The sequence below is a fragment of the Pseudoalteromonas carrageenovora IAM 12662 genome, from assembly GCF_900239935.1.
GTDB classification, from domain to species: Bacteria; Pseudomonadota; Gammaproteobacteria; order Enterobacterales; family Alteromonadaceae; genus Pseudoalteromonas; species Pseudoalteromonas carrageenovora.
The window spans coordinates 446,328-470,608 of the sequence record NZ_LT965928.1; the positions used below are offsets into that span (position 1 = coordinate 446,328).

The following is a 24,281-nucleotide window of genomic DNA, read 5'->3' on the forward strand; positions in this document are numbered from 1 at the left end:
GGATAGAATTATGGCTTATAGTGATAAAGTAATCGACCACGTAGAAAACCCACGTAACGTAGGTGTTCTAGATAAAAACGATCCGTCAGTGGCAACGGGTATGGTTGGCGCACCAGCATGTGGTGACGTAATGAAATTGCAAATTAAAGTATCTGCCGAAGGCGTTATTGAAGATGCAAAATTCAAAACATATGGTTGTGGTAGCGCAATAGCTTCATCTTCACTTGTAACAGAGTGGGTTAAAGGTAAAACGTTAGACGAAGCTGCAACAATTAAAAACACTGATATCAGTGCTGAGCTAGAATTACCACCAGTGAAGATTCACTGCTCAATTTTAGCCGAAGACGCAATTCAAGCAGCAATTGCAGATTACAAAAGCAAACAAGCGAACTAAGAGAAATTCATGGCAGTGACATTGACAGATGCGGCAGCAAACCGCGTACAATCATTTTTAGCAAACCGCGGTAAAGGTTTAGGCCTGCGCGTTGGCATTAAAACGACGGGCTGTTCAGGTCTTGCTTATGTACTTGAGTTTGTTGACGAGCTAAACGAAGACGATGAAACATTTGCAGCTAAAGGTGTTACCTTAATTGTTGACGCTAAAAGCCTTGTTTACATTGATGGCACAGAGCTTGACTACACTAAAGAAGGCTTAAATGAAGGGTTTAAATTTAATAACCCTAATCAAGCCGACGAGTGTGGTTGTGGCGAAAGCTTTACCGTTTAAGCTCAACTACCTTTGTAGTATTTATAAGCCCTGCCAGTAATTGTAGGGCTTTATTATTTGTGAATTATATTGGTTGAAGTTATGCGTTATTTTGAGTTATTTGCAGTTCCCGTTGATTACAATATAGATTTAGCAACGATTAATAAGCACTACTTAGAGCTACAACGTACGGTGCATCCTGATCGCCACGCAAATGCAAGCGCCCGCGATAAGTTAATGGCTGTACAAAGTGCTGCTGAAATTAACGATGCGCTACAAACTTTAAAGCACCCAGTAAAACGTGCTGAGTATATGCTCAGTGAGTTAGGTGTTGATATTCGTGCAGAGCAGCAAACGCTTCAAGATCCTATGTTCTTAATGCAACAAATGGAGTTACGAGAAGAGCTTGAAGAGCTCTCATCTGCAAGCGACCCTGATACCGCGATTGCCAATTTTGAAAAGCAAATAAAACAGTTAAATGAGCAATACAGCGCACAATTGGCCGAGCAGCTGGCGAGTAACAATGAGCAGCAGTATCAACTTGCGGCAGATAATATTCGTAAACTAAAGTTTGTTTATAAATTACGTGACGAACTTGAGCGCATTGAAGACAGTTTATTCGACGATTAATTACTTGCTAAACAGCAAGCAACACGAGTTTAAAGAGTATTATGGCATTATTGCAAATTGCTGAGCCGGGGCAGAGCGCGGCACCACATGAGCACAAATTAGCAGTAGGTATTGACCTAGGTACCACTAACTCACTAGTGGCTACAGTACAAAGCGGTGAAGCCCGTACATTAACTGACGAGTTAGGCGCAGCGATGTTACCATCTGTTGTGCGTTATCAGGCTGGCGGTATTACAGTGGGTGCAGATGCAGTACAAGCTGCAACACAAGACCCCTCTAATACGCTTATTTCAGTTAAACGTTTTTTAGGTAAAACCCAAGCTGAAATTGAACAAAGTTATGGCCAGTTGCCTTATGACTTTTGCGAAGATAATGGCACTTTAGCGATTCAAACAGAGGCTGGAAAAATCAGCCCAGTTAAGGCGTCTAGCCATATTTTAGGGGCACTAAAAGCCCGCGCTGAAAAAAGCTTTGGTAACCAAGAAATTTTAGGTGCTGTTATTACAGTTCCTGCATACTTTGATGACGCTCAGCGCCAAAGTACTAAAGATGCTGCAGAACTTGCCGGTATTAACGTATTACGTTTATTAAATGAACCTACAGCAGCAGCGGTAGCTTACGGCTTAGATTCTGGGCAAGAAGGTATTATTGCTGTTTACGATTTAGGTGGCGGTACATTTGATATATCGATACTTCGTTTACACCAAGGTGTATTTGAAGTTATGGCCACTGGTGGCGACTCAAGCCTAGGTGGTGACGATTTTGATTCACTACTCGTTGACTACTTTAAGCAGCAAACAGGTGTATCGGTGTTATCTCCTTCGGTATTGCGTTTATTTATTAATAAAGCAAAGGCCTGTAAAGAAGCGCTTAGCCAGTATGCAAAAGTAAATGTAGTACTTGAGTTTGATGAGCAAAAATACACAGTAGAAGTAACGCGCGAAAAGTTTGATGAACTAGCAATACCTCTTGTGAAAAAAACGCTTCGTTCATGTCGTCGTGCTGTAAAAGATGCAGGCATTGAAAACGAAGAAGTACTTCAAGTTATAATGGTTGGTGGCTCTACACGTATGCCACTTGTACGCAGCCAAGTAGAAAGCTTTTTTGATAAAGAGCCTCTTACTTCAATCGATCCGGATCGGGTTGTTGCTCTTGGTGCTGCACTTCAAGCTGACGTATTAATTGGCAATAAGCCTGATTCTGACATGTTATTGCTTGATGTATTACCGTTATCGCTAGGTCTTGAAACGATGGGCGGCTTAGTTGAGAAAATTATTCCGCGAAATACCACAATACCTGTAGCGCGTGCTCAAGAATTTACTACGTTTAAAGATGGCCAAACAGCCATGTCTTTACATGTACTGCAAGGTGAGCGTGAGCTCGTTGATGACTGTCGCTCGCTTGCTAAATTTAGCTTAAAAGGCATTCCACCAATGGCAGCCGGAGCTGCGCATATTCGGGTTACCTTTAAAGTAGACGCAGATGGCTTATTAAGTGTTTCGGCAATGGAAAAATCAACAGGTGTTCAAGCCGATATTCAAGTTAAGCCTTCATTTGGTTTATCTGACGACCAAGTAGCAAATATGCTAAAAGAGTCGATGAGTAATGCTAAAGACGACATGCAAGCGCGTATGCTTAAAGAGCAACAAGTAGAAGCACTGCGAGTTATTGAAGCACTAGAAGCGTCGCTTGCTGTAGATGCAAACTTATTAGATGAAGTGCAATTAGCTAATCTAAAAGCCGAAATTGCAGAGCTTGCTAAAGTGCGCGAAAATGCACAGCAGCCAAGTGATATTAAAGCAGCGATTGAAAAAGTTGATAATGCGAGCAGTGAATTTGCATCACGCAGAATGGACGCATCAATTAAAAAGGCCCTTACAGGGCAGTCAGTAGACAACATTTAAGAGAGATTAGAATGCCACAAGTTATTTTTCTTCCACATCCGGAGTTGTGTCCTGACGGTGCAGCAATTGAAGCACCTGCTGGCCAAACGGTACTTGATGCAGCACTAAAAAATGGCATTAGTATTCCACATGCATGTGAAAAATCGTGTGCATGTACAACATGTCATTTAGTAATACGTGAAGGCTTTGACTCACTTGAAGAAAGTGATGAACTAGAAGACGACATGCTAGATAAAGCCTGGGGCTTAGAGTCTGAATCGCGCCTAGGTTGCCAAGCAATTATTAGAGATGAAGACTTAGTGGTTGAAATACCAAAGTACAATCTCAATATCGTTAATGAAGAGCACTAGTTTTTAATTAACGTCTAATCTATTAAAAGCCGCTGTTTGATACAGCGGCTTTTTTGTTTTTAAGATGTGTGTGCACGTAGCAGCGACTTTACGTCGCGTTTTTAAAGCAAAGCTCGTAAGTTATTTTGTAGACACGAAGCTTGCTTGCGTTGTGTGTTTTAACTCTAGGTTATAAATATAGAAGCTGCGCTTCTCACGTGAGCACGCTCAACGTCTACAGTATATTAAAACATTTACACCAAACCTGTAGACGCACAGCTTGCTGGCGTGACGAGCAAAGCTCGTATGTTATTTTGTAAACGTAAAAAAGTTAGCCTTGGTTCTATGCCACGCATTAAAAGCTAACACCTTAAAACGTAATTTTGGAGGTTTATTTTGAGTAATCTAATTTTTTGTGACTCGTTTATTAATGGTGAATTTTATAAAACAAATCAGCGCTTTAGCGTTGAGGATCCTGCTACCGAAAAAAGTATTGTAGAAGTAAGTGATATAGACGAGCAGGGTGTAAATAACGCTATAACTGCCGCACAGGGCGCTTTTGTAAAGTTAAAGTCAACAAATGCTACCGAGCGTAGTGAAACGCTGATGCGCTGGTATGAACTAGTTATAAAGCACAAGCAAACACTTGCAGAGCTTATGACACAAGAGCAAGGTAAACCACTTAAAGAATCTCTTGGTGAAATAGACTACGGTGCAGGGTTTATTAAATGGTTTGCTGAAGAAGCAAAGCGTAGTTACGGTGATGTGATCCCACCTACCGACAATAACCACCATTTAACCAGCTTTAAACAGCCTGTAGGTGTTGTAGCAGGCATTACGCCATGGAACTTCCCTGTTGCTATGGTGACTCGTAAAGTGGCCCCTGCTTATGCCGCAGGCTGTAGCTTTATATTAAAGCCTTCTGAACATACACCTCTTTGTGCCATCGCATTAGCATACCTTGCAGATCAAGCGGGCTTTGTAAAAGGTGCCTTTAACGTACTTGTATCACAAGATGCAAAAACAGTAGGCAAGATGCTTACTGACTCAGACGTTGTTCGCAAATTTACATTTACAGGCTCAACAGGGGTAGGTAAGCAATTACTTTCGCAATGTGCCGGTACAATTAAGCGTACATCTATGGAACTTGGCGGCAACGCACCGTTTATTATTTTTGACAATGCCGATATAGATGAAGCAATTGAAGGCCTCATGGCGGCTAAATTTAGAAACAGTGGGCAAGCGTGTGTTGCTGCAAATCGTATTTTTATACAGCGCGGAATTTTGGATGAAGTGCTTAATAAAATTACACCTAAAGTGGCAACACTTAAAGTGGCGAATGGCTTTGAGGACGATGTTGATATTGGCCCGCTGATTTACCCAAAAGCCAAAGATAAAGTACAACAGCTTGTTCAAGACGCACTTGATAAAGGCGCCAATTTAATTGGCGATAATAGTGATTTGGGCGGTAGTTTTCAAAATCCACTTATTGTTACTAACGTAACCACCGAGATGGATATTTATCACGAGGAAGTATTTGGCCCGGTATTAACGGTTATTCCTTTTGATGAGGAAAGCGAAGTGCTCGCATTAGCTAATGACGTGCCTTACGGGTTAGCAGCGTATTTTTATAGCCAAAACATTAAGCAAATTTATCGTGTAAGCGAAGGGCTTGAGTTTGGCATGGTAGGTGTTAATGAAGGGGTTATATCAAACCCTGTAGCACCGTTTGGCGGCGTTAAGCAATCAGGACTTGGTCGCGAAGGTGGGCATCAGGGGCTAAATGAATACCTTGAAGAAAAATACGTATGTATAAAAATATAGTGTTTTTAAAAGCGTAACTTAATTACGTTTAGGTTTATTTCATAAATATGTCAGAACGATGAACTTTCTTTTTTACGGTTGCTACATAAAGCGCTTAGTGCTACCTTTATGACCATATTTTTTGTTAAAAAATAACATTAAAATTGTAATAAAAAATGAAAGTATTTCTATAAGTAGAAATAACCCCGTGTGTAAATGCCACCGCAAGGTGGCATTTTTTTAGTTTTAAACTATTGGACTGTAACCAGGCAGGTTATTAAGATCTACTTCATCTAGTTGCTCTGGATTAGCAAATTCTATTATATATTTTTTATATACTTCTGATTCTATAAAAACTGCAAAAATGTCGGCATCAAGGTGGTTATTATTAACCATTACCCCCAGTATATTTAAGCATTCGCTTACCGGTTTTGCTTTTTTATAAGGTCGATCTACGGCAGATAGCGCTTCAAAAATGTCAGTTATTGCCATAAGCCTAGCGGGAATCGACATTTGATCTTTAGTAAGGCCTCTAGGGTAACCTGTACCGTCTAGTTTTTCATGATGTCCAAGCGCATACTCTTTAACATTACTCAAATGCTTAGGAAACGGTAGGGCATCTAAAATATTCTTAGTTACATCCATATGACGCTTCATAATATCACGCTCACCTTGAGTTAATGTGCCTCTGCGTATGGATAGGTTTTCTACTTCATCATCATTAAGTAATGGCATTGTTTTACCATTAATTTCTAATGTGTATTTATTAGCAATTCTTTGAATTTCGTTAAGCTCATTACCACCTAAAAATTCACCACCTACATTAATACGCTTTAATAGCGCTCTATCTAAAGATAGCTGCTTGAGTTCTGTATCAAGTAGGCGTTCTAACTGTTTTACTTCAATAGGTTTATTTTGCTTAAGCGCAGAGATAATTTCTTGCTGGTAAGAAATGTTTAAATCTCGCTTAATAACTTCAAACTTTGCATCTATATATTTTATACGATCAAATATAGTTTCAAGCTTTGTCGATTTTTCCATAATGTGATCAGGTGTAGCGATTTTACCACAGTCGTGAAGCCAACCAGCTACATCAAGTTCATGCCTATCGGCCTCAGACATAGTAAATGATGCCAAAGGCCCTTTATTGCTATCGTGTACAGCATCGGCAAGCATTAAAGTGAGCGCTGGTACCCTTTTACAATGGCCGCCAGTGTGTGGTGATTTTTCATCAATTGCCATTGCAATTGTTTCTGCAAAGGTGGTGAATAACTCTTCCATGCCTTTAATAAGCGTAGAGTTAGTTAATGAAATTGCACCTAATGATGCAAAAGATCGCGTGAGTGTGACAAGCTCTTCGCTAAAGGGAATAATTTCGTCGTTTTCACCTTTAACGTTTATAAGCTGTATAACACCGATAATATCATCAACATGATCTTTTAAAGGGATCGTTAACATAGACTTAGTGCGATAGCCTGTTAGCGAATCCATATTACGAGCTGCGCTCATATCAAAAGGAAGCGCAGCATAAACATCAGGAATATTTATATACTTACCTGAGTTGACAGCATGCGCTACGATTGCAGTTTCGTTTTCTTTACCGTTTATAAAAAGGTCTATATTAGGAAAATCGATCGGGCTATCTTCATCGCCTCTTAGGTGCAAGCCTAGTGTTTTGTTAATTACCGTTTCAAACTTAAGCTGTTTATTGTCAGTTATAGAGTAAATGCTGCCAGCATCAGCGTTAGCAACAGACATCAGTACTTGCAAAATTTCGTTAAGTAATTTACTTGAATCTTTCTCTGTCGTTAACCTAATGCTTATATCAACTAGGTGGCGCAGATTTGTTTTATCTTTTATGTGTTGTGGCATATTTATATTACTTTGTTTGATGTCTGAAGGCGCCATTCCAGTCCTTTGATAATGTTTTCAAATTGGTTTCGTTAATTCGCTTAATAAAAATGGTGTAAATATGAGAACTAAATACTGATGTGCTCTCAAGCTCAGTAAGTAGTGAAAGTGATTGCTGCCAATTTTTATTATAATAATGTGTCATAGCCACTTCAGACTTACTTAGCTCGGCTAGTTGGGTGGTATTTAAACTATCTGTAAAGTCGATAGGCTCAAATAACTCTGTAGCTGTGGTTTTTCCTACAACTTGCACTTTATCAATTAATCTAAAGGAAATATGTGGGCACGCTCTCATTGTTTCTTTAGTAACCAGAATAGCTACCTCATAAAACTTGGTCAAGCTTTCTACTCGCGAACCTAAATTTACAGCATCACCTAACACAGTATAAGCTTTACGGTATTTAGACCCCATATCTCCAACATTCATATCTGCGGTATTTAAACCAATGCCAATGTTTATGGCGGGGAGATTTTTTTCTAAAAATGTTTGGTTAATTGAGCTTAAGCCTTTTAGCATTGCCATAGCCGCTTCTACGCCATGCTTTGCATGGTCATCGTCTTGTAGGGGGGCATTCCAAAAAGCCATTATCATATCGCCAACATACTTATCTATTGTGCCACTGTGTTTAAAAATAATTTCGGTCGTCGCCGATAGATATTCATTTAAGTATTCACTTAATTGGTGAGCAGACATGTTTTCAGATAATGAGGTAAAACCACGAATATCTGCAAATAATACAGTCATGTTTCTTTTAACACTTTGCTGAGGAAGATCGCTAGATTGGTTAATAAGCTGATTAATATGATCTGGAGGAACGTATTGATCAAACATAGACTTTATTTTACGGCTGTGTTTCATTTCTGCTATTGAACCGACAAAAATATAGTAGCCAGATAAAAGTGTGATCAGTAAAAGAGGCATAAACAGTGGCAAACTAATTTTCTCTATTGCCCAAAAGTAAAAGTTAAACAAGATGGCTAGAACTGCTATGCCTAATGTAACGACCACTATGTGTCTTGCGCTCTTTTGGTAACTTAAAATAGTTAATAGACCACCTATAACTACGATCATAAATAACGTTGCGCCAGATGACCAACTAGGCTGTGCGGGAAGCAGCTCAGGATGAATTAGCCCTCGAAATATATTGGCATGCACTTCAACCCCAGGATACTGCAACCCTACAGGCGTAGCCCTTAAATCAGCTAAGCCAATGGCTGATGTACCAATGAAAACAACTGAGCCCTCCAGCTCACTTTCCCCAATCTTATTTTTTAGGATATCGGTTGCTGAATAATACGTAAAACTACCTGCCGGGCCTTTGTATGGAATAAGTATTTTTCCGTATTCATCAGTTTGAATCCATTGATCATTGAACTTAATACCATCAAATAATGTAATGTTATTTAAAATATGAGATCGCGTCTGTATTTTATCAGCAAGCGTATAAAGCCTGGCTGCTTCAAGAGCTAAAGAGGGGTAAAGTGTATTACCTACTTTGTGCACAAGGGATGCTTTTCGAATAAAACCATCATTCTCACTATGTGCATTAATAAAGCCATTGCCAGAGGCTTTGTTTTGTAAAGTTGGTATATTAACAGCGGCGCCTGAGAACTCGATAAACTGTGAGTTGTTTTGATCATCAAGCATCCAATCAACACTACTGCTAGGTAGTGGGTTAATTTGCTGATGAGTCTCATTATTTAACAAAAAACCGAGTACGGTGTCGTTATTGGACAGTACATTGGCAAACTTGGAATCAGCATCAATTTTTTTCTTAACCTCGTTAATTGTTAATTTGTTGCTGTTTATAAAGTTAGGGAACTCAGACTCTATTTGGCTAACAGGGTTTATTTCAGGTTCAGAAAAAAATATATCAAAAGCAATAACTATAACGCCTGCTTCAGTTAGTTTACTAACTAGCTCGGCCATTTTTGAGCGGCTCCAAGGAAAGCGACCTTGCTCTGCCATGCTTTTATCATCTATATCAATAATAACCACCGATTCATCAAATTGCTGCGGGGTGGCTGGGAGAGTTAAAACTAATCTTGAGTCGTAAAGTATGCCTTCTACTCTATTTAGTAATTGAGCAATAGCTCCAGTAGAAAAAAGCTCAATAGCAGCAACTAAAAGCGTAATGGTTACGCCAATAAAAAAATGTCTATAAATTTTTGGAATAAGAGAGCTATTAATTGGTGCTAATCCTTAACTGGGGCAAATTTGAAAACTCGACCTTCACGAGCGCACTCGATTGATAAGCTCTTATAGTTAGCTTGTAAGTACTGTTCTATTTCTAATAATTCGGTATCAGAACGCGCGGGATCGTGACTAATTACAGCTATATTTTTAACGTCAGCTTTTACTGCAAGTTCAGCAACTTGGTTTATTGTGCTGTGCCCCCAACCATGCTTTATTGGCATGTCATCGTTAGTAAACTGGGCATCATGTATTAATAAGTCAGCACCTTTTATAAACTGTGCCCACTCATTAACACTTGTTTTAACTTGCCCTGGTGGGTTGAGTTCATTATCGGTAACGTAAGCTATTTTTACTCCATTTGCATTTACGCAATATGCAGTGCCGCCGCCAGGGTGGTTTAGTGGTGCTGTGGTTACAAAAAAATCGTTAACTGTGAAGCTTTTTTGTGAAGAGCGCTGTGTATTCAGCGTAATATTTGCAGGCAAATCTTGATGCTTAACTGGAAAGTAAGAACCTTCCATTTGTTTTAAAATTGCATTTTTACTAGCTGCGTCGTCAACATCACCTACTGTAATAGTAATTTTACGATCCGCTTGATAAATAGGCTTAAAAAAGGGAAAGCCTTGAATGTGATCCCAATGATTGTGTGTTAGTAGAATATTTATAGGGTTTGTATTTTTTAATAAACGCTCACCTAGCTCTACTATGCCGGTACCTGAGTCTAAAACTAAACTTTGCCCATTACTTTGCTCTACATACACACAAGAAGTATTTCCACCAAACATATGTGTTTTTTTGCCGGGCGAGGGCATAGACCCTCTAACTCCAAAAAATTCAACTCTCATATTTAAGGCTTAACTCCATCTGCGTAGAAATCAAACTTAGACACACTTACATCGTTAGATGTGCCGTCAAAACACGTACTGCTAAGCACAACTTGAGCATCAGTTTGTAAAAGCATAGATGTAAATTGATGGGTGCTATCACATTGTTCAGCTTGATAATAACCAAGGGCATTTGGGCCAAATAAAGTGTCTAGTGTGCCGTCAGCTAAAATACGTGCAATCATGCCTTTTGATTCACTCATACCAGATAGAACTATATTGCCTGAAGTATCTAACGCTGCGTCGGTAACTTTAGTATTAAAGCTTGGTGCTAATTGGTATTGGCCCACACCACTCGCGGCAAAGCTTGAATCTTCGTTACCCTCAGGAGTTAATTTTATAATAACTGCTTGATTAGGCGTTGTGCCTTCGTTTGCAATTAAGTAAAGGTTTCCTGCGCTATCGGCCAATACTTTTGTAGTGCTATCAGTTATATCTGCAGTGATACGGGTGTCAGTATAAGTAAATATTTCATTAGCATCATCGTCTATTTTTAGCATTATTAATTGTGAATCACTCCCTGATACTTGTTTGCCCGCTATAAATATTTCTTTATTTATATCTATATAGAGTGTTTCAAAAAACTCATCTATATTGCCGTAATAAGCCCCGCTTGTGCCAAAGCTATTCTCTAATGTGCCATTACTTTTTAACATGGTCGCAAATGAGCGGGTAACACTTGATGCATTAGTCGAAGTGCCCACAGCAACAATATAGCCACCGCTATCTATAGCTACATCAACAAAGTTTATATCGGTATTTAAAATATCTACCGTAGTATAAATCCCCTCTGTAGCAAAGCTGTCATCTAAGTAACCATCTTGGTCTACTTTTGCTATAAAGCCTTCTTCAGTTAAACCATTTATTTGCGTACCAGCAATGATGATACTGCCATCACTAAGCTCTTTTAATGTAACGGCTTTAAACGCCACATTTATGTTGAGTGCTTTAATTCCATCAATGCTAAAGCTTGTATCAATAATTCCAGCGCTCGTATAACGGGTTAAAACCAGCTTATTAGTAGTATTAAATTGTGCAACAGAGGCACTTAAATATTTATTAGCTTGAGCACCACTTTTGAGTTGCAGCATGTTCATTGATAAATCATCTGAACTCACAGTCAAATTATTCAAGCTCGTATAGCCATTTGTTGAAAAGTTAGTAAACAGGCTTGCATTACTGGTTACTGAAGTTATAAAAGGTTCATTAGTCGAGTCGTTAAATTTACCAGAGAGCCATACGCTATCATTTTCATCAATAGTAATAGCGTTAGCTGATTGATTGCTAATTACGTTTGAAATTATATTAATGCCCGAAGCACCATAACTCGTATCAAGCTCTCCGTTACTCACTGATACGCGCGCAGTAAACAACTGCTCTTTTTGAGCTGTATCACTGCCATCAACTCCTGTAGTGCCCGAAAGAATTATTTGATTACTCATAGAAGCATATTTTACGCCGGTAATTATTGCACCGCCGTCACCTTTACCTGAGTTTCCATCGATATCATATATAGTAATTTCTTCGTCAATATCATCATCGTCAATATCGCCCGATCGGTTGAACGAAATCATAGCGGCTTCTTTTTCACCTGATGAACGAGTAATATAACCCCCTAAATAAGCAGTGAAATTAACTGCGTCTATGCCGCCAATAGCAAGTAGCTCATCGTCACCTTCTTCATCAGATAAGTCTAATATAAGCGCATCGCCAGAGTTAAAACTTCCGCTATTGTTGCCATCAGGAATAAGGTATCTAATTGTTGCATCTAAATCGTTTTCCTCCCCTATTACGCTACCTACAACCAAAAGTTCAGAGTTACCAAAGTTTCTAATAGCATGCGACACGTCATCACGGTTATTACCGCTTACATCAACAATACCAGGGCTGCCCGCTTCAAAAGCGAGGGTTGATACATCGTATTTAAGAAATAAACTGTCTTTATCTAGGCCGTTTACTGAATAGCCTACGCCTTGCACTTTGTTATCTGTGAATTCAAGGTCGTGTATTACAGATTCACTCGCAAGCGTTGTACATTTAGTACCTGAGTTGCCGTCACCTGAATTTGTACTAACAATACCTGTCGCACTCATTTTTAATAGACACGCTTCGGTTTCCGTTCCATTAAAGCTTGTGTAGCCAATAAATAGCTCACCATTACCAGAGATGATAGCAGTGCCTTTTTCATCTTCACCTAGGTCAATGGTTTTAAAACCGGTGCCATTAAATGCAGTGTTTACATCGCCGGTATTTGTGTAAGAGGCAACAATAATATCTGCGTCTTCATTGTTATTGTAACCAACAAAAAAAAGGTTGGTATTAAGCTCAATGCTGTCGTTAAATTCACCATCAGAAAAAACACGAGAAAGGTCTATTTGTCCACTAAGAGGGCGTCCAAATGTATCATCTTTCACTGGAATTAGCGGATCGACGTCATCAGTAACATTTACAGTAACAGTGATTGTTGTAGTTTCATTTGGCGAACCATCATCTGTAATATCAATATTTACAGAGTGTTGTGTAGCGGTTTCATAATTGAAAGGGCGTGTACCATTTACGCTTAATAAGCCACTGGTGCTGTTTATATTAAATAGCCCTGTTTCACCACCACTTAAGCTAAAACTAAGAGTGTTATTTTCAATGTCGGACGCAGCAATAGTACCAATTGTTTCATCGTCAATTGCATTTTCTCCAATTGAAAATGTTTGGTTTATCGCAATGGGTGCATCATTCACAGGCGTTACTGTGATAGTCAATATGCCTGCTGCTGACTCTGTACCATCAGTGATAGTGTAATTAATTATAGCTTGGCCGTTAAAGTTTGCCTCTGGAGTATAAGCTAAGTTACTACCCGCGACAGACACTGAGCCTGTATTTGCAGCTGCGGTACTAATAGATAATGAATCATTGTCTTCATCGGTATCGTTACTTAATACGTTAACATTTGTTGTTACGGAATCTTCTATAATGGTTGCAGTATCAGGGTTAGCAACGGGTACATCGTTCACAGGAGTTACAGTGATAGTTAATATGCCTGCTGCTGACTCTGCCCCATCGGTGATAGTGTAATTAACGATGACTTGACCGTTGTAGTTTGCATCTGGAGTGTAAGCGATATTATTTCCCACAACAGACACCGAGCCTGTATTTGCAGTTGCGGCACTAATTGATAAAGCATCATTGTCTTCATTGGTATCATTGCTCAAAACGTTTATATTGGTCGTAGAGGCATCTTCTAAAATGGTTGCAGTATCAGGATTAGCAACGGGTGCATCGTTCACAGGCGTTACAGTGATAGTTAATATGCCTGCAGCTGACTCTGTCCCATCGGTGATAGTGTAATTAACGATGGCTTGACCGTTGAAGTTTGCATCTGGAGTGTAGGCTAAGTTGCTACCGGCGACAGTTACCGATCCCGACGTTGTACTTGCTGAGCTAATAGAAAGCGTATCATTGTCTATATCTGTATCATTGCTCAAAACGTTTATATTAGTCGTAGAGGCATCTTCTAAAATGGTTGCAGTATCAGGATTAGCAACGGGTGCGTCATTAACGGGTGTAATTGTAACTGTTAATGTGCCAGTAGTACTCGCTATGCCATCTGTTAAACTATAAGTAATTGTTGCGGTGCCATCTTCATCAGCGCTAGGCGTATATTGAATTAGGTTGTTTAGGATTGCTGCATTACCAATATCACTCACAACTGAGCTAATATTTAAGCTGTCACCATCTATATCTGTATCGTTGCTTAGCACATTTATTAGCGTTCCCTGGGCATCTTCAGCAATTGTAATACTATCTGGATTGGCCACTGGTGCATCGTTAGTTGGGGATATAGTTATTTGTAAATTGGCACTCGCACTAGCTCCGTTACCATCTGATATTGTATAAGAAACAATTGCTACTCCGTTACTGTTAGGCGTTGGCGTATATTCTATTTTATTCTCAACAATAGAAGCCATGCCTAGTTCAGTAACAACACGTGTAATTGTTAAGTTATCATCATCTACATCGCTATCGTTAGCGAGTACATCAATTAATATAGGTGATGCATCTTCTATCATTGAGGCGCTATCTGAAGTGGCTATAGGCGCGTCATTTATAGGTATAATTGTAAGCCTTACAGTTGCAGTACTTGATTGCGGCGCATCATCTGCAATGCCATCAGAAATTGTATAGCTTATAATGACTTCACCAAAGAAATTAGGCTCGGGTGTATATTCAATACTATTATTTACAATCTGCGCTGTGCCAACAGTATTTGTAATGTTTATAAGTGTGATTGTATCGCCATTAGCATCAGTATCATTCTCTAACACATTTAATATTATGCTAGGGCTGTCTTCAGCTAACGTATACTGATCATCATTAGCTTTTGCTGGAGAGTTTGAGCCTGTTTTAGTGAGTACCACTTGTGCGGTGGCTGCTAAGCCTTGCTCATTAGTAACTGAATAAGTAAAACTATCTACATCCAATGCATCTAAATTTGGCTCATAAGTAAATGAGCCATCATTACTCAGCGTTAGCGTACCACTTTGCACATTTACAACTGGGGTCGTGTTAATAGTTAGTCCGCCAGACTCTATATTTACATCATTTTTCAGTAAGCCATTTTCAGCTGTAATACTGAGAGTTTGATTATATTGAAATTGATACTCGTCATTCTGCGCAATCGGGTTATCTGGCGTGCTATTAATTGTAAGTGTTGCTGTTGCCGTTGCCGTGGCGCCTAATGTATCAATTACTTGGTATTGAAATTCATCAATTCCATAATAATTAGGATCAGGGATGTATGAAAAACTCCCATCTGTGGCTAAAAATAATTGGCCATGAGCGGGTGAAACTAAATAAGTATCATCAATAATAAAGGTGTCGTTATTAGGATCCGTATCGTTCGCTAGTAACCCTAGCGCAGCCTCAACAACAAGTGTGTTGTCTTCATTAACACTATAGCTATCGTTAGACGCAGATGGCGGACTATTTTGATCTAAAGGATTGATTGTTACATCTGCAACTGCCTGAGCACCTTGAGCATCAAAAATACGGTATTGAAAACTATCAGTGCCTTGCATGTTGGCGCTTCCTGTATATTCAAAGCTACCATCTGTATTGAGTGTTAAGTTACCTTTAAGAGGAGAGGTTACAGGTGTTGTATCAACGGTAAGTGTATCAAGATCGATGTCGCTATCATTGGCTAATAAACCAGGAGCTGTGACAAATAAAGTACCGTCGGCGTTTATGTTATAGGTATTATCTAGTGCACTTGGTACATCATTTACAGCATTTATAGTTATTTCTACAATACCTGTATCTGTCATACCAAGCTCGTTAATTACAAGGTAACTAAAAGCATCAATACCATTAAAATTAGCGCGTGGAGTGTAAGTAAATTCGCCGCTTGAATTTATTATAACACTGCCATGTTGTGGGCTGACTAATGCAGTAGTATTTACTGTAAGATCGCCTTGGTATTCATCTGCATCATTAGTTAATGCATTATTTAGCAGCGCTTGGTCTTCATTAACTTCAAATTGATCGTTAAATGCTTTTGGAGCAAAGTTCAAGGTACCACCTAAAGGAGCGATATTTATTACTTCAGCAAAGCCACTTTCGCCACTTCCATCAATTCCGGTGATTAAAATTTGATAGCTTTTATCAGTTAAAGTATCGCTAATACTAAATGTTGTTCCAGATAAACCTAAAAATTGTTGGCCGTTTTCTAAATCATTTATATTGGTTGTTGTAACGCCGGCTTCAGTCGCTAAGTAGATGTTATAACGGTTTAAGTTTTCATTTGCCTGCCATGAGAGGTTAATACTTTGTTCATCTCGCTGTGCAGTAGTACCTTCAATTTTATAAGGTTGCCAACTTACAGTAATAGCATCGGCCAGTACTTGGTTATTAAGGTTATCAGTGATCCATATTTCTAGGCGTAAATCACCTGCATCAATGCCATAAAAATAAGGACTAAGTCCTATTACTGATTGCTCAAAATTAGTACCACACTCTTGCGTACATATAGGCAAGCTTTTATTAACGCTTGGAAGCACTAAATTTACTGCGTTTATACCATCAGGGTCCGATACGCCAAGTAAAAAGGTAATATTACCCTGTATTACTTCATTTATTTGAGAAAGGGTAATAGTAGCCTGAGAATTAGCTACGTTTGAACCTACAACACCTCTATTTGTAGAAACAGCACCAGAAACCAGCACTTTAGTTGTGATAGTTTCACCAGTAACACCCGTTAGGTTAATTGTGTTAGTTGAGGGGGTCGGGGACTCTTGACCCTCAGGTGTTGGTACAGATTCTTGTTGAGCTGCCTCTTCAGAGGAGCCGCCACAAGCACTTAGCAAAAAAACCATTAAACCGAGCAAAAAAGGGTTTTTTGCTGTCATTCTACGTACTCCAATAAAAAGCTTTATATTCTATTCTGTTAAGGCTCTAATCTAAAAGAACCTGAGGAATTTACTGCGGGGTTACTTATTTCATTAAGGTTAAAATCACCAGTGATAGTATCTATATCATTTAAAAAAATAGCATCAATGTCACCCACTGCTTTATTGTTATTATGTGAGGCAAAAGTAACGGCCAAATCTAATTTGGTTAAATCAATAAAGCCACTATAAGCAGCGTACCAATTTCCGCCAGCATCATTAAAACTTACTTCTCCGTCAGGAACAGTACCGTTGTCAAAATCGACTGACATAGACATAGAAAAATCACTTACTTCACCTAAACTTGATGAAACGTCAAAACTAGTTGCTTGATAGTTAAAAATACCTTGTCGCTGAGCTATTTGATCAATTAAAGCAGCATTACTAACCGCTTGAAACTGCTGCTCTGCGTATACATCTGCAAGTAAAGTATCGGCATCTTCATTATTTTCTGAAGCGCTATTTTCTGCTATTTGATCCTGTTCAGCTTCTGATTCATCATTACTGTTAATAGAGGCTATACTTTGAGTAAAAATAGCGGGTGCTTGAGTGGTCTTAATTACATCCCCTACAGAAGTTACTTGTGCAAAAGAAAACGCCTCATTACTACCAAGTGATAAAATACTGTTGTCTTGTAAAGTAAGGTCGATAGCGCCATCCCATACTGCAACATACATATCACCATCTACTAGCTGTAGTTCAAAGTGTGTACCACGTATACCAATAGAGCCTACTGGCGTTTTTACATTATAAGAACCACCGTTCTTTTTTATAACACCCGAAATAGAACGTAACCCCCCTTTAATTAACTCTATTGACGCAGAGCCTTTTTGCGTACCCGCATCAAATTCATAGTTGGCAATATTTAGTACTGAATTTTCTTTTAATGCAATTAAGCCCCCATCAGACATCGAAAACTGAGCCTTACTCTTTTCACCAGTCGTTATTTTGTCTACACCATATACAGTGTCGCGGCGCTTTAAGGATCTTTGCTGCTCGGAGGTCGCATCGGTTGCTACTACAGCACCTCTAGCCAAAATAGTTTTGCCAGCAGCTGTGGTATTAGCTTGCGAGTAGAAACTCACACAAAGTAAGGTGGTTAATACTGGGGTTAAATGTTTCATAATTACCTTAAATTAAAATGAGTAACTAGCGCTTAAATTTGTATCAAAGCGGTCGTATTCAAACAGCGAAATATCACTTGTTTTATCTTGATAGTTTAATGCTAACTGCAGCGCTAAGCTTTTATTAATTAGGTACCGTAATGAGCTTGAAAGTATTAATAAGTTATCATCGCGATTTTGCATAAATAATGGGTGCTCATCTTGATATTCAATCCACTGATAGCCAGTTTGAGCTGATAATTGCCACTGCTGAGCAAGTAATGCGGTTACCTGGTAGTAAATCCCATTAATATTTCTCGCATTAAAGTCACCACTCTCAATACTAGCAATTTCGCTTTTATGACTCGCGCTAACACTCTGAAGCCACCTACTAGACATGTAACTAGCGCCAATATTGAGCGCATAAAAAGAGTTGTCTAACTTTTCATCAAACGAATTGTTCATATCACCCAGAGTTAATGCACCAAACAGGCTCAGCTGTTTATCTATTTGGTAGCTAGCTCCGCCAGTTAATGTTGTTTCAGTTCTGTATAGATCGCCGTCTAATAATAAAGGGGTAACACCGGCCTGCACATACCAGCGAGTATTGTTTAGCTGGTACTGATAGCGAGCAGATAAATGAGTATTTATACGATCGTATTGTGATAGCTCATTAAATTTATACCAGTCAGTATTTATACCTATAGATAATGAACTTTGTTGATCAATCGGATGTGAGTAACGCCCTTTGTAATTTAGCTTTACATAGTTGTCGTCGGTACTTTTACTGTCAGAAGAAAGTAAAAACTCACCTAAATTAGGAATTAAAATAGTATCTTCTGATGTACCCGCATTAACGTTATCATCAACACCATAAGCAAGCTCAATACTTTGGTTAAACGAGCGTGCAGTAGTGCGTTGTTTACGTTGAGATATATCTAATAAAGTTTGCGCAGCCGTTTTCACTCTATCTGATGAAGTATTAGTATTTATTATAACTAGGGCTTGAGAATTCGCTGCCGGTAAATTATTTGCCGCAATATACGATTTAATTAAATATAAACGTGCCTCATACCATTGAGGTTTGTCTTCAACGACTCTTTCAAATGCAAATACAGCGGGGGCTGATTCACCTGAATTGAGAGCTGAAATTCCCAACAAATAATCGAAATCAGGTTCACCTAAATATTTATAATTTTTTTGGCTGCTTTTATATGCTTCTGCATACTGTTTATTGGAAATTAAATGCTGTAATTCACCTAGTAATTTTACATAAGAAACGTTGTCTTCAGCTTTAGCGTTTAAACTATGTAAAGCAAGGTAACTAAGTAATATACTAAAAATAAGGTGCTTGATCATGCCGGTGTGAAAATCCTATAAAGGTGACTAGTACTAAAAGCTATGAAACTATAACTAAGGTAGCACTTTCCATTTATATGTAAAGCAGATTGGGTGGTTATTAAATAAATGTAAACAGTGAGTTTTGTTTTAACAACTTAAAAACAGCTTAACGATTTGCTAAAAATATTTGTAGAGTAAGATTTTTAGTTTTTATTTTATAGAAATACAAAGGAGGGAAAAAATGGGGCGATTGACGGGGCTTGAACCCGCGACAACCGGAATCACAATCCGGGGCTCTACCAACTGAGCTACAACCGCCACTACGACACCTTGTTTGGTGTGGCGCGCATAATACATAAAATAATAAACCTTGGGAAGCCCTAAAAGCTAAAATTAATAAAAAAACTAAAAAAAGAACAACAAACATCTTAAGTTCATAAATAATAAGTAGTATGCGCGGCGAATATGTTGGCTAAAAAATCAAAAAACACCATGTTTTTAGTATTAATTTACTATTTTATGAGAACGAATTGTAAATTAATGTATAATCATGTCTGGAAAAACGCTTAAAAAATAATTTGGAGTAAATATGGATTCAGTACTTAATTGGCTAAATGAAAACTCAGGCCTAATTTTACATTATGGTATTCAAGCTGTTGTAGCGCTTGTTATATTTTTAATTGGTAGTCGTGTTGCTAAGTTTTGTTCTAACTTAACTGAAAAAGGCTTTGCTAAAAAGAAAGTAGACAAAGCTGTCGGCTCATTTGTTGCTAGCATAGTATTTACACTTGTGTTTGCTGTAACAATTTTAATGGCGCTTTCACAGATTGGTATAGAAACAACTTCATTTATAGCTATTTTGGGTGCTGCAGGTTTAGCTGTTGGTTTAGCACTACAAGGTTCATTATCTAACTTCGCCTCTGGTGTATTAATTATTTTGCTTCGTCCTTTCAAGTCTGGCGACTTTGTTGAAGCAGGCGGAAAAATGGGTACTGTTAAAAAAATAGAAATTTTCTCAACTGAGTTACGCACTCCAGATAATAAAGTAATCATTGTTCCTAACTCTCAAATTATGTCTGGTGCTATTACTAACTTTTCACGTGAATCTACACGTCGTATCGATTTAGTTATTGGTGTTGGTTACGATGCTGATTTACGCCAAGCAAAAGAAGTATTAAAATCAGTGCTTGACGCAGAAACTCGTTTACTTAAAGATCCTGCTTACACAGTTGCTGTAAATGAGCTGGGTGATTCTAGCGTAAACTTTGTTGTTCGCCCTTGGGTTAACTCTGCTGATTACTGGCCAACATACTGGTCATTAATGGAAAATATTAAAATAGCACTAGATGATGCAGATATTAATATTCCATTTCCACAAATGGATGTTCATTTACACAAGCAAGACTAATTTTTAGAATCAAATAGGTTATTTTTAATGAAATTGAAGCTTTTAACACTTTTAGTTGCAGCATCTGCTGCAACTAACGCATTCGCTGAAGACGCAGATAGAAAAACGTGGGAAGTAACTAGTGAAGTAGGTGCAATCATTACTAGTGGTAATACTGAAACAACTACCTTAAAAGGCGGTCTTAAAGTATTACATAACCTAGAAAATTGGAATAACGAGTACAAAATCGACGGCATCTATAAAGAAGATGAAGTAGAAGATGACAACGGCGATAAAGACAAGCAACGTACTAACGAAAAGTACTCTGCATCAGCGCAAGGTAATTACAAATTAAATGAAAAGAATTCTCATTTATTCATTTATGGTTCACACGTTTCAGGCTACTTTGGCGCGAATAGAACAGAATCTGTAATTTCTGCTGGTTACGGCTTACGCTTACTTGACCAACAAAATATGTGGCTAAATGCGGAGTTTGGTCCGGGTTACAAGTTTTTTGAATACTCAGACGATAGTACTCAAGTAGACGACAACGGCAACCTACTTGCTGGCGAAAGCGACAGTGAAATAATTGCTTTAGGTAAGCTTGATTACAATTGGCAGATTTCTGAAAGCGCACGTTTTACTCAATTAGTGGCTGTAGAATACGGTGACTCGAATACTAAAACACGCTCAGAAACTGCACTGCTTGCTAAAATCAACGGTTCATTACAAATGAAAGTTGCTTTTAATCTAACCAACAACTCAGACGTTGCTGATGATGAAGAAAGCACAGACACTGAAACATCATTGACCCTGGTTTACAGTTTTTAACCAAACCAGCAAGTTTAATGACATTTAAGTGACAAAAGGGACGAAAGTCCCTTTTTTATTTGTGCAAATTTAATGTATTATAGCCACCAATTTTGGTTGTAGACCTAGGGATATACCTACTCGTGAAAGTTTTTACACAATTTATTAGTGCTTTTATTCTACTTTGTAGTTTTAGTACGCTGGCTTTTACGCCAACAGCGTCACAAATTGAGCAATTTAAAAAATTGCCTAAATCTCAGCAGGAAGCCCTAGCAAAGCAGTACGGTGTGGATATTTCTACAATTACCGGTGCAAATCAGTCAAATGAAGAAAATGATAAAGAAGAAAAATCAACTATAGGTGAACGTCCTGAAAAGGAAGAAGAAGATTTAACGGACGAAGAACGCTTTAAGCCAAAAACAGATGAATTAAAACCATACGGTTATGAGTTATTTGCAGGCGAACCTGCGACCTTTATGCCAAATGAAAATGCGGCAGTACCTGATACCTATATAGTAGGTGCAGGCGATCAATTAAAAATAAATTTTTACGGTAAAGAAAGTGACAGTTTTAATGTAACTGTTGACCGTGAAGGGCGTATAAATATTCCAGATTTAAGCCCTGTAGAAGTTGCAGGTTTGACCTTTGCCGAAATCAAAGAATTAATTAAAGTTAAAGTTGAACAAGAAGTCATAGGCGTAAAAGCTTTTGTATCGCTTGGTCAACTTCGTAGCATGCGTATTTTAGTACTTGGTGAAGCTTATAAGCCAGGAAGTTATAGCGTATCGTCTTTAACGACTGTATCTCATGCTTTATTTGTAAGCGGTGGTGTGTCAGATATTGCTTCTCTTCGTAATATACAGGTTAAACGTGCAGGTAAAGTTATTACTAACTTCGACCTTTATGACTTACTGATCAAAGGTGATAGCAGTAACGATATAGTTTTAAAATCTGGCGATGTTGTTTTCGTACCTCCTGTAGGAGCTCAAGTTAGAGTTGAAGGCTTAGTTAAGCGCCCCGCAATATTTGAGCTAAAAAAAGGCGAGACTGCAAAGCAATTATTAACTATGGCGGGAGGCCTTAAACCTGGCGCTTACGCTAAAAATGCAGTAGTAGAGCGCTTTAATTTTGACCGTAAAGAAGTGCTATCTGTCGATTTTTCAAAATCTCAAATAAACTACATTCCTCAAGATGGCGACCGAATTCGTTTTAACTCTATTAGTGCACAATATCAAAATTCAATTAGCCTAATTGGCGCTGTAGCGCGCCCGGGTAACTATCAGTGGTATCAAGGTAAACGTATTTCTGATGTTTTAAAATCAGTTCGAGGCGACTTATTGCCACAAGCGGATTTAAGCTATGGCTTAGTGATTCGCGAAATAAATATTAATGGTGATATAGAAGCGCACCAATTTGATGTAGCTCAAGCGATAATAAAGAATCCAGAAAATAACTTAACGTTAAAAGCGAATGATAAAATAATCGTATTTAGCCGCTTTGAAGAAAAAGAAGCTGAAAAATCGGCACTTGCTAATATGGCTTTAAGCCAAGAACAGCAAGAGCAACAGTTAAAGGCTGAACAATGGCATACATACCAGCAAAAAGAATTTGAAAAATACATTGGTATAAATCAAGAAGAGGAGTTTATTTTTGAAGAAAATAAAGCTCTTACACTCGCTGAAATGTCAAAACGCAAAGCTAAAGAAGAAGCTGAGCTTGAATTAAAACCAGAAGACTACGCTTTATTCAGCCGCCACAATTTACTGGCCCCACTTATTGCAAAATTTAAGCAACAGGCTTCTGTTAATCAGGCTATTCAGCTTGTAGAAATTAACGGCAACGTTACATTCCCTGGTGTGTATCCGTTAATGATAGGCGGTGAAGTGCGTGATTTAGTAACAGCTGCTGGCGGGTTGTTAGAGTCTGCTTACGTAAAACAAGCAGAAATCACTCGAATTGTTGAAAACGATGGCTCCAAGATAGAGCATTTACGTTTAGATTTAGAAAGCGCGATGCGCGGCGACCTACAAAGTAATATCACTCTACAAAGCAAAGACAGCATTAACGTGTTTGCTATCCCAAACTGGCAAGAAAACGTAAAAGTAGAATTAAAAGGTGAGCTTAAATTCCCTGGTGTATACACAATCCGTCGCGGCGAAACACTAACGGAGCTATTAGAGCGCGCAGGTGGCTTCTCTGAGTTTGCAGAGCAAAAAGCGGCAGTATTTACTCGCGCCTCTATAAAAGAGCAAGAACAAGAGCAACTAGCCCGATTATCAACCGAGTTACGTCGTGATATCGCATCAAAAAGTTTTCAAAATTCAGTAAGCAGTAATTCACTTTCATATGATGAAATGAATAAGCTGTTAAATGATTTAGCAAGTGTGGAAGCTGTAGGGCGCTTAGTTATCGACTTACCACTTATTGTCGAGAATAAGCAAAACTTAGTCCTTCAAGACGGTGATATTTTATATGTACCAAGCAAGCGTGATTCAATTAGCGTAATCGGTGAAGTTAATTATTCGACCTCCCATTTATATAAATCAGGGGTTACACTTGAAGATTATATTGACCTAAGTGGTGGCCTAAAAGATCGTGCAGATGAAGACAGTATTTATATAATTAAAGCTAATGGCTCAGTTAAAATTCCTGCTAAAGGAGGGTGGTTTGCCGCAAATGATCCTACAGAGTTAGAAGCTGGCGATACAATCGTAATCCCAATGGACGCGAGTCATATGGATAAGCTTACCCTGTGGAGTACCGCAACCCAAATAGTGTACCAATTAGGTGTCGCTGTCGCTGCAATTACCAATATTTAAAGTATAAACTTGCTCTATTG

15 protein-coding genes and 1 tRNA gene are annotated in these 24,281 nt (G+C 38.5%); 9 read left to right on the forward strand and 7 right to left on the reverse strand.

Annotated elements, in window-relative coordinates; genetic code table 11:
• Positions 1 to 10: 10 nt before the first annotated feature.
• From iscU to ALFOR1_RS02120, 6 genes are all read left to right on the forward strand, one after another.
• Positions 11 to 394 carry a Fe-S cluster assembly scaffold IscU gene (gene iscU, locus ALFOR1_RS02095; protein WP_058547560.1) on the forward strand — a complete coding sequence of 128 codons (384 nt, stop codon included), beginning with the start codon at positions 11 to 13 and terminating at the stop codon, positions 392 to 394.
• A 9-nt stretch (positions 395 to 403) separates the two neighbouring features.
• Positions 404 to 727: an iron-sulfur cluster assembly protein IscA gene (iscA, locus tag ALFOR1_RS02100; RefSeq protein ID WP_006791976.1), complete on the forward strand. Its 324-nt coding sequence runs from the start codon at positions 404 to 406 to the stop codon at positions 725 to 727.
• Positions 728 to 808: 81 nt separating this feature from the next.
• Positions 809 to 1,336 carry a co-chaperone HscB gene (gene hscB / locus ALFOR1_RS02105; protein WP_058547559.1) on the forward strand — a complete coding sequence of 176 codons (528 nt, stop codon included), beginning with the start codon at positions 809 to 811 and terminating at the stop codon, positions 1,334 to 1,336.
• Between the two features lie 41 nt (positions 1,337 to 1,377).
• Positions 1,378 to 3,240, forward strand: coding sequence for a Fe-S protein assembly chaperone HscA (gene hscA / locus ALFOR1_RS02110; protein ID WP_104641895.1), 1,863 nt, complete (start codon positions 1,378 to 1,380; stop codon positions 3,238 to 3,240).
• A gap of 11 nt (positions 3,241 to 3,251) precedes the next feature.
• A complete protein-coding gene (gene fdx, locus ALFOR1_RS02115; RefSeq protein WP_058547557.1) occupies positions 3,252 to 3,590 on the forward strand; it encodes an ISC system 2Fe-2S type ferredoxin in 339 nt (112 codons plus the stop codon).
• Positions 3,591 to 3,965: 375 nt separating this feature from the next.
• A complete protein-coding gene (locus ALFOR1_RS02120; RefSeq protein ID WP_104641896.1) occupies positions 3,966 to 5,393 on the forward strand; it encodes an NAD-dependent succinate-semialdehyde dehydrogenase in 1,428 nt (475 codons plus the stop codon).
• Between the two features lie 225 nt (positions 5,394 to 5,618).
• Here the strand turns inward: ALFOR1_RS02120 and ALFOR1_RS02125 are convergent, their stop codons facing one another.
• The 7 genes from ALFOR1_RS02125 to ALFOR1_RS02155 form a co-directional block, all read right to left on the reverse strand.
• Positions 5,619 to 7,280 (reverse strand): HD-GYP domain-containing protein, encoded by a 1,662-nt coding sequence (locus ALFOR1_RS02125; protein ID WP_104641897.1) that lies wholly within the window; start codon positions 7,278 to 7,280, stop codon positions 5,619 to 5,621.
• A complete protein-coding gene (locus ALFOR1_RS02130) occupies positions 7,252 to 9,474 on the reverse strand; it encodes a CHASE2 domain-containing protein (protein ID WP_104641898.1) in 2,223 nt (740 codons plus the stop codon). Before ALFOR1_RS02130 ends, ALFOR1_RS02125 begins: the two co-directional genes overlap by 29 nt.
• Positions 9,475 to 9,479: 5 nt before the next feature.
• Positions 9,480 to 10,325 carry an MBL fold metallo-hydrolase gene (locus tag ALFOR1_RS02135; protein ID WP_173827029.1) on the reverse strand — a complete coding sequence of 282 codons (846 nt, stop codon included), beginning with the start codon at positions 10,323 to 10,325 and terminating at the stop codon, positions 9,480 to 9,482.
• A gap of 2 nt (positions 10,326 to 10,327) precedes the next feature.
• Complete coding sequence (locus ALFOR1_RS02140) at positions 10,328 to 16,762, reverse strand: beta strand repeat-containing protein (protein WP_104641899.1); 6,435 nt, start codon at positions 16,760 to 16,762, stop codon at positions 10,328 to 10,330.
• 38 nt (positions 16,763 to 16,800) lie between these two features.
• Positions 16,801 to 17,925: a FecR family protein gene (locus ALFOR1_RS02145; RefSeq protein WP_104641900.1), complete on the reverse strand. Its 1,125-nt coding sequence runs from the start codon at positions 17,923 to 17,925 to the stop codon at positions 16,801 to 16,803.
• Between the two features lie 12 nt (positions 17,926 to 17,937).
• Entirely contained in the window at positions 17,938 to 19,263 is a 1,326-nt protein-coding gene (locus tag ALFOR1_RS02150) for a surface lipoprotein assembly modifier (protein ID WP_104641901.1), read from the reverse strand.
• Positions 19,264 to 19,487: 224 nt separating this feature from the next.
• Positions 19,488 to 19,563: transfer RNA gene (locus ALFOR1_RS02155), tRNA-His, on the reverse strand.
• A 271-nt stretch (positions 19,564 to 19,834) separates the two neighbouring features.
• Between ALFOR1_RS02155 and ALFOR1_RS02160 the strand changes: the two genes are divergently transcribed.
• The 3 genes from ALFOR1_RS02160 (at position 19,835) to ALFOR1_RS02170 (ending at position 24,261) form a co-directional block, all read left to right on the forward strand.
• A complete protein-coding gene (locus tag ALFOR1_RS02160; protein WP_104641902.1) occupies positions 19,835 to 20,653 on the forward strand; it encodes a mechanosensitive ion channel family protein in 819 nt (272 codons plus the stop codon).
• Positions 20,654 to 20,680: 27 nt separating this feature from the next.
• Complete coding sequence (locus ALFOR1_RS02165; RefSeq protein WP_104641903.1) at positions 20,681 to 21,463, forward strand: DUF481 domain-containing protein; 783 nt, start codon at positions 20,681 to 20,683, stop codon at positions 21,461 to 21,463.
• A gap of 122 nt (positions 21,464 to 21,585) precedes the next feature.
• Entirely contained in the window at positions 21,586 to 24,261 is a 2,676-nt protein-coding gene (locus ALFOR1_RS02170) for an SLBB domain-containing protein (RefSeq protein WP_104641904.1), read from the forward strand.
• Positions 24,262 to 24,281: the final 20 nt, after the last annotated feature.

What these genes read in the sequence shown, in the direction of transcription:
- hscB (WP_058547559.1), top strand. Translation starts at nt 809, where the DNA reads ATGCGTTATTTTGAGTTATTTGCAGTTCCCGTTGATTACAATATAGAT.
- ALFOR1_RS02140 (WP_104641899.1), bottom strand. Translation starts at nt 16,762, where the DNA reads ATGACAGCAAAAAACCCTTTTTTGCTCGGTTTAATGGTTTTTTTGCTA.
- ALFOR1_RS02145 (WP_104641900.1), bottom strand. Translation starts at nt 17,925, where the DNA reads ATGAAACATTTAACCCCAGTATTAACCACCTTACTTTGTGTGAGTTTC.
- hscA (WP_104641895.1), top strand. Translation starts at nt 1,378, where the DNA reads ATGGCATTATTGCAAATTGCTGAGCCGGGGCAGAGCGCGGCACCACAT.
- ALFOR1_RS02160 (WP_104641902.1), top strand. Translation starts at nt 19,835, where the DNA reads ATGGATTCAGTACTTAATTGGCTAAATGAAAACTCAGGCCTAATTTTA.
- fdx (WP_058547557.1), top strand. Translation starts at nt 3,252, where the DNA reads ATGCCACAAGTTATTTTTCTTCCACATCCGGAGTTGTGTCCTGACGGT.
- ALFOR1_RS02125 (WP_104641897.1), bottom strand. Translation starts at nt 7,280, where the DNA reads ATGGCGCCTTCAGACATCAAACAAAGTAATATAAATATGCCACAACAC.
- ALFOR1_RS02150 (WP_104641901.1), bottom strand. Translation starts at nt 19,263, where the DNA reads ATGATCAAGCACCTTATTTTTAGTATATTACTTAGTTACCTTGCTTTA.
- ALFOR1_RS02135 (WP_173827029.1), bottom strand. Translation starts at nt 10,325, where the DNA reads ATGAGAGTTGAATTTTTTGGAGTTAGAGGGTCTATGCCCTCGCCCGGC.
- iscA (WP_006791976.1), top strand. Translation starts at nt 404, where the DNA reads ATGGCAGTGACATTGACAGATGCGGCAGCAAACCGCGTACAATCATTT.
- ALFOR1_RS02165 (WP_104641903.1), top strand. Translation starts at nt 20,681, where the DNA reads ATGAAATTGAAGCTTTTAACACTTTTAGTTGCAGCATCTGCTGCAACT.
- iscU (WP_058547560.1), top strand. Translation starts at nt 11, where the DNA reads ATGGCTTATAGTGATAAAGTAATCGACCACGTAGAAAACCCACGTAAC.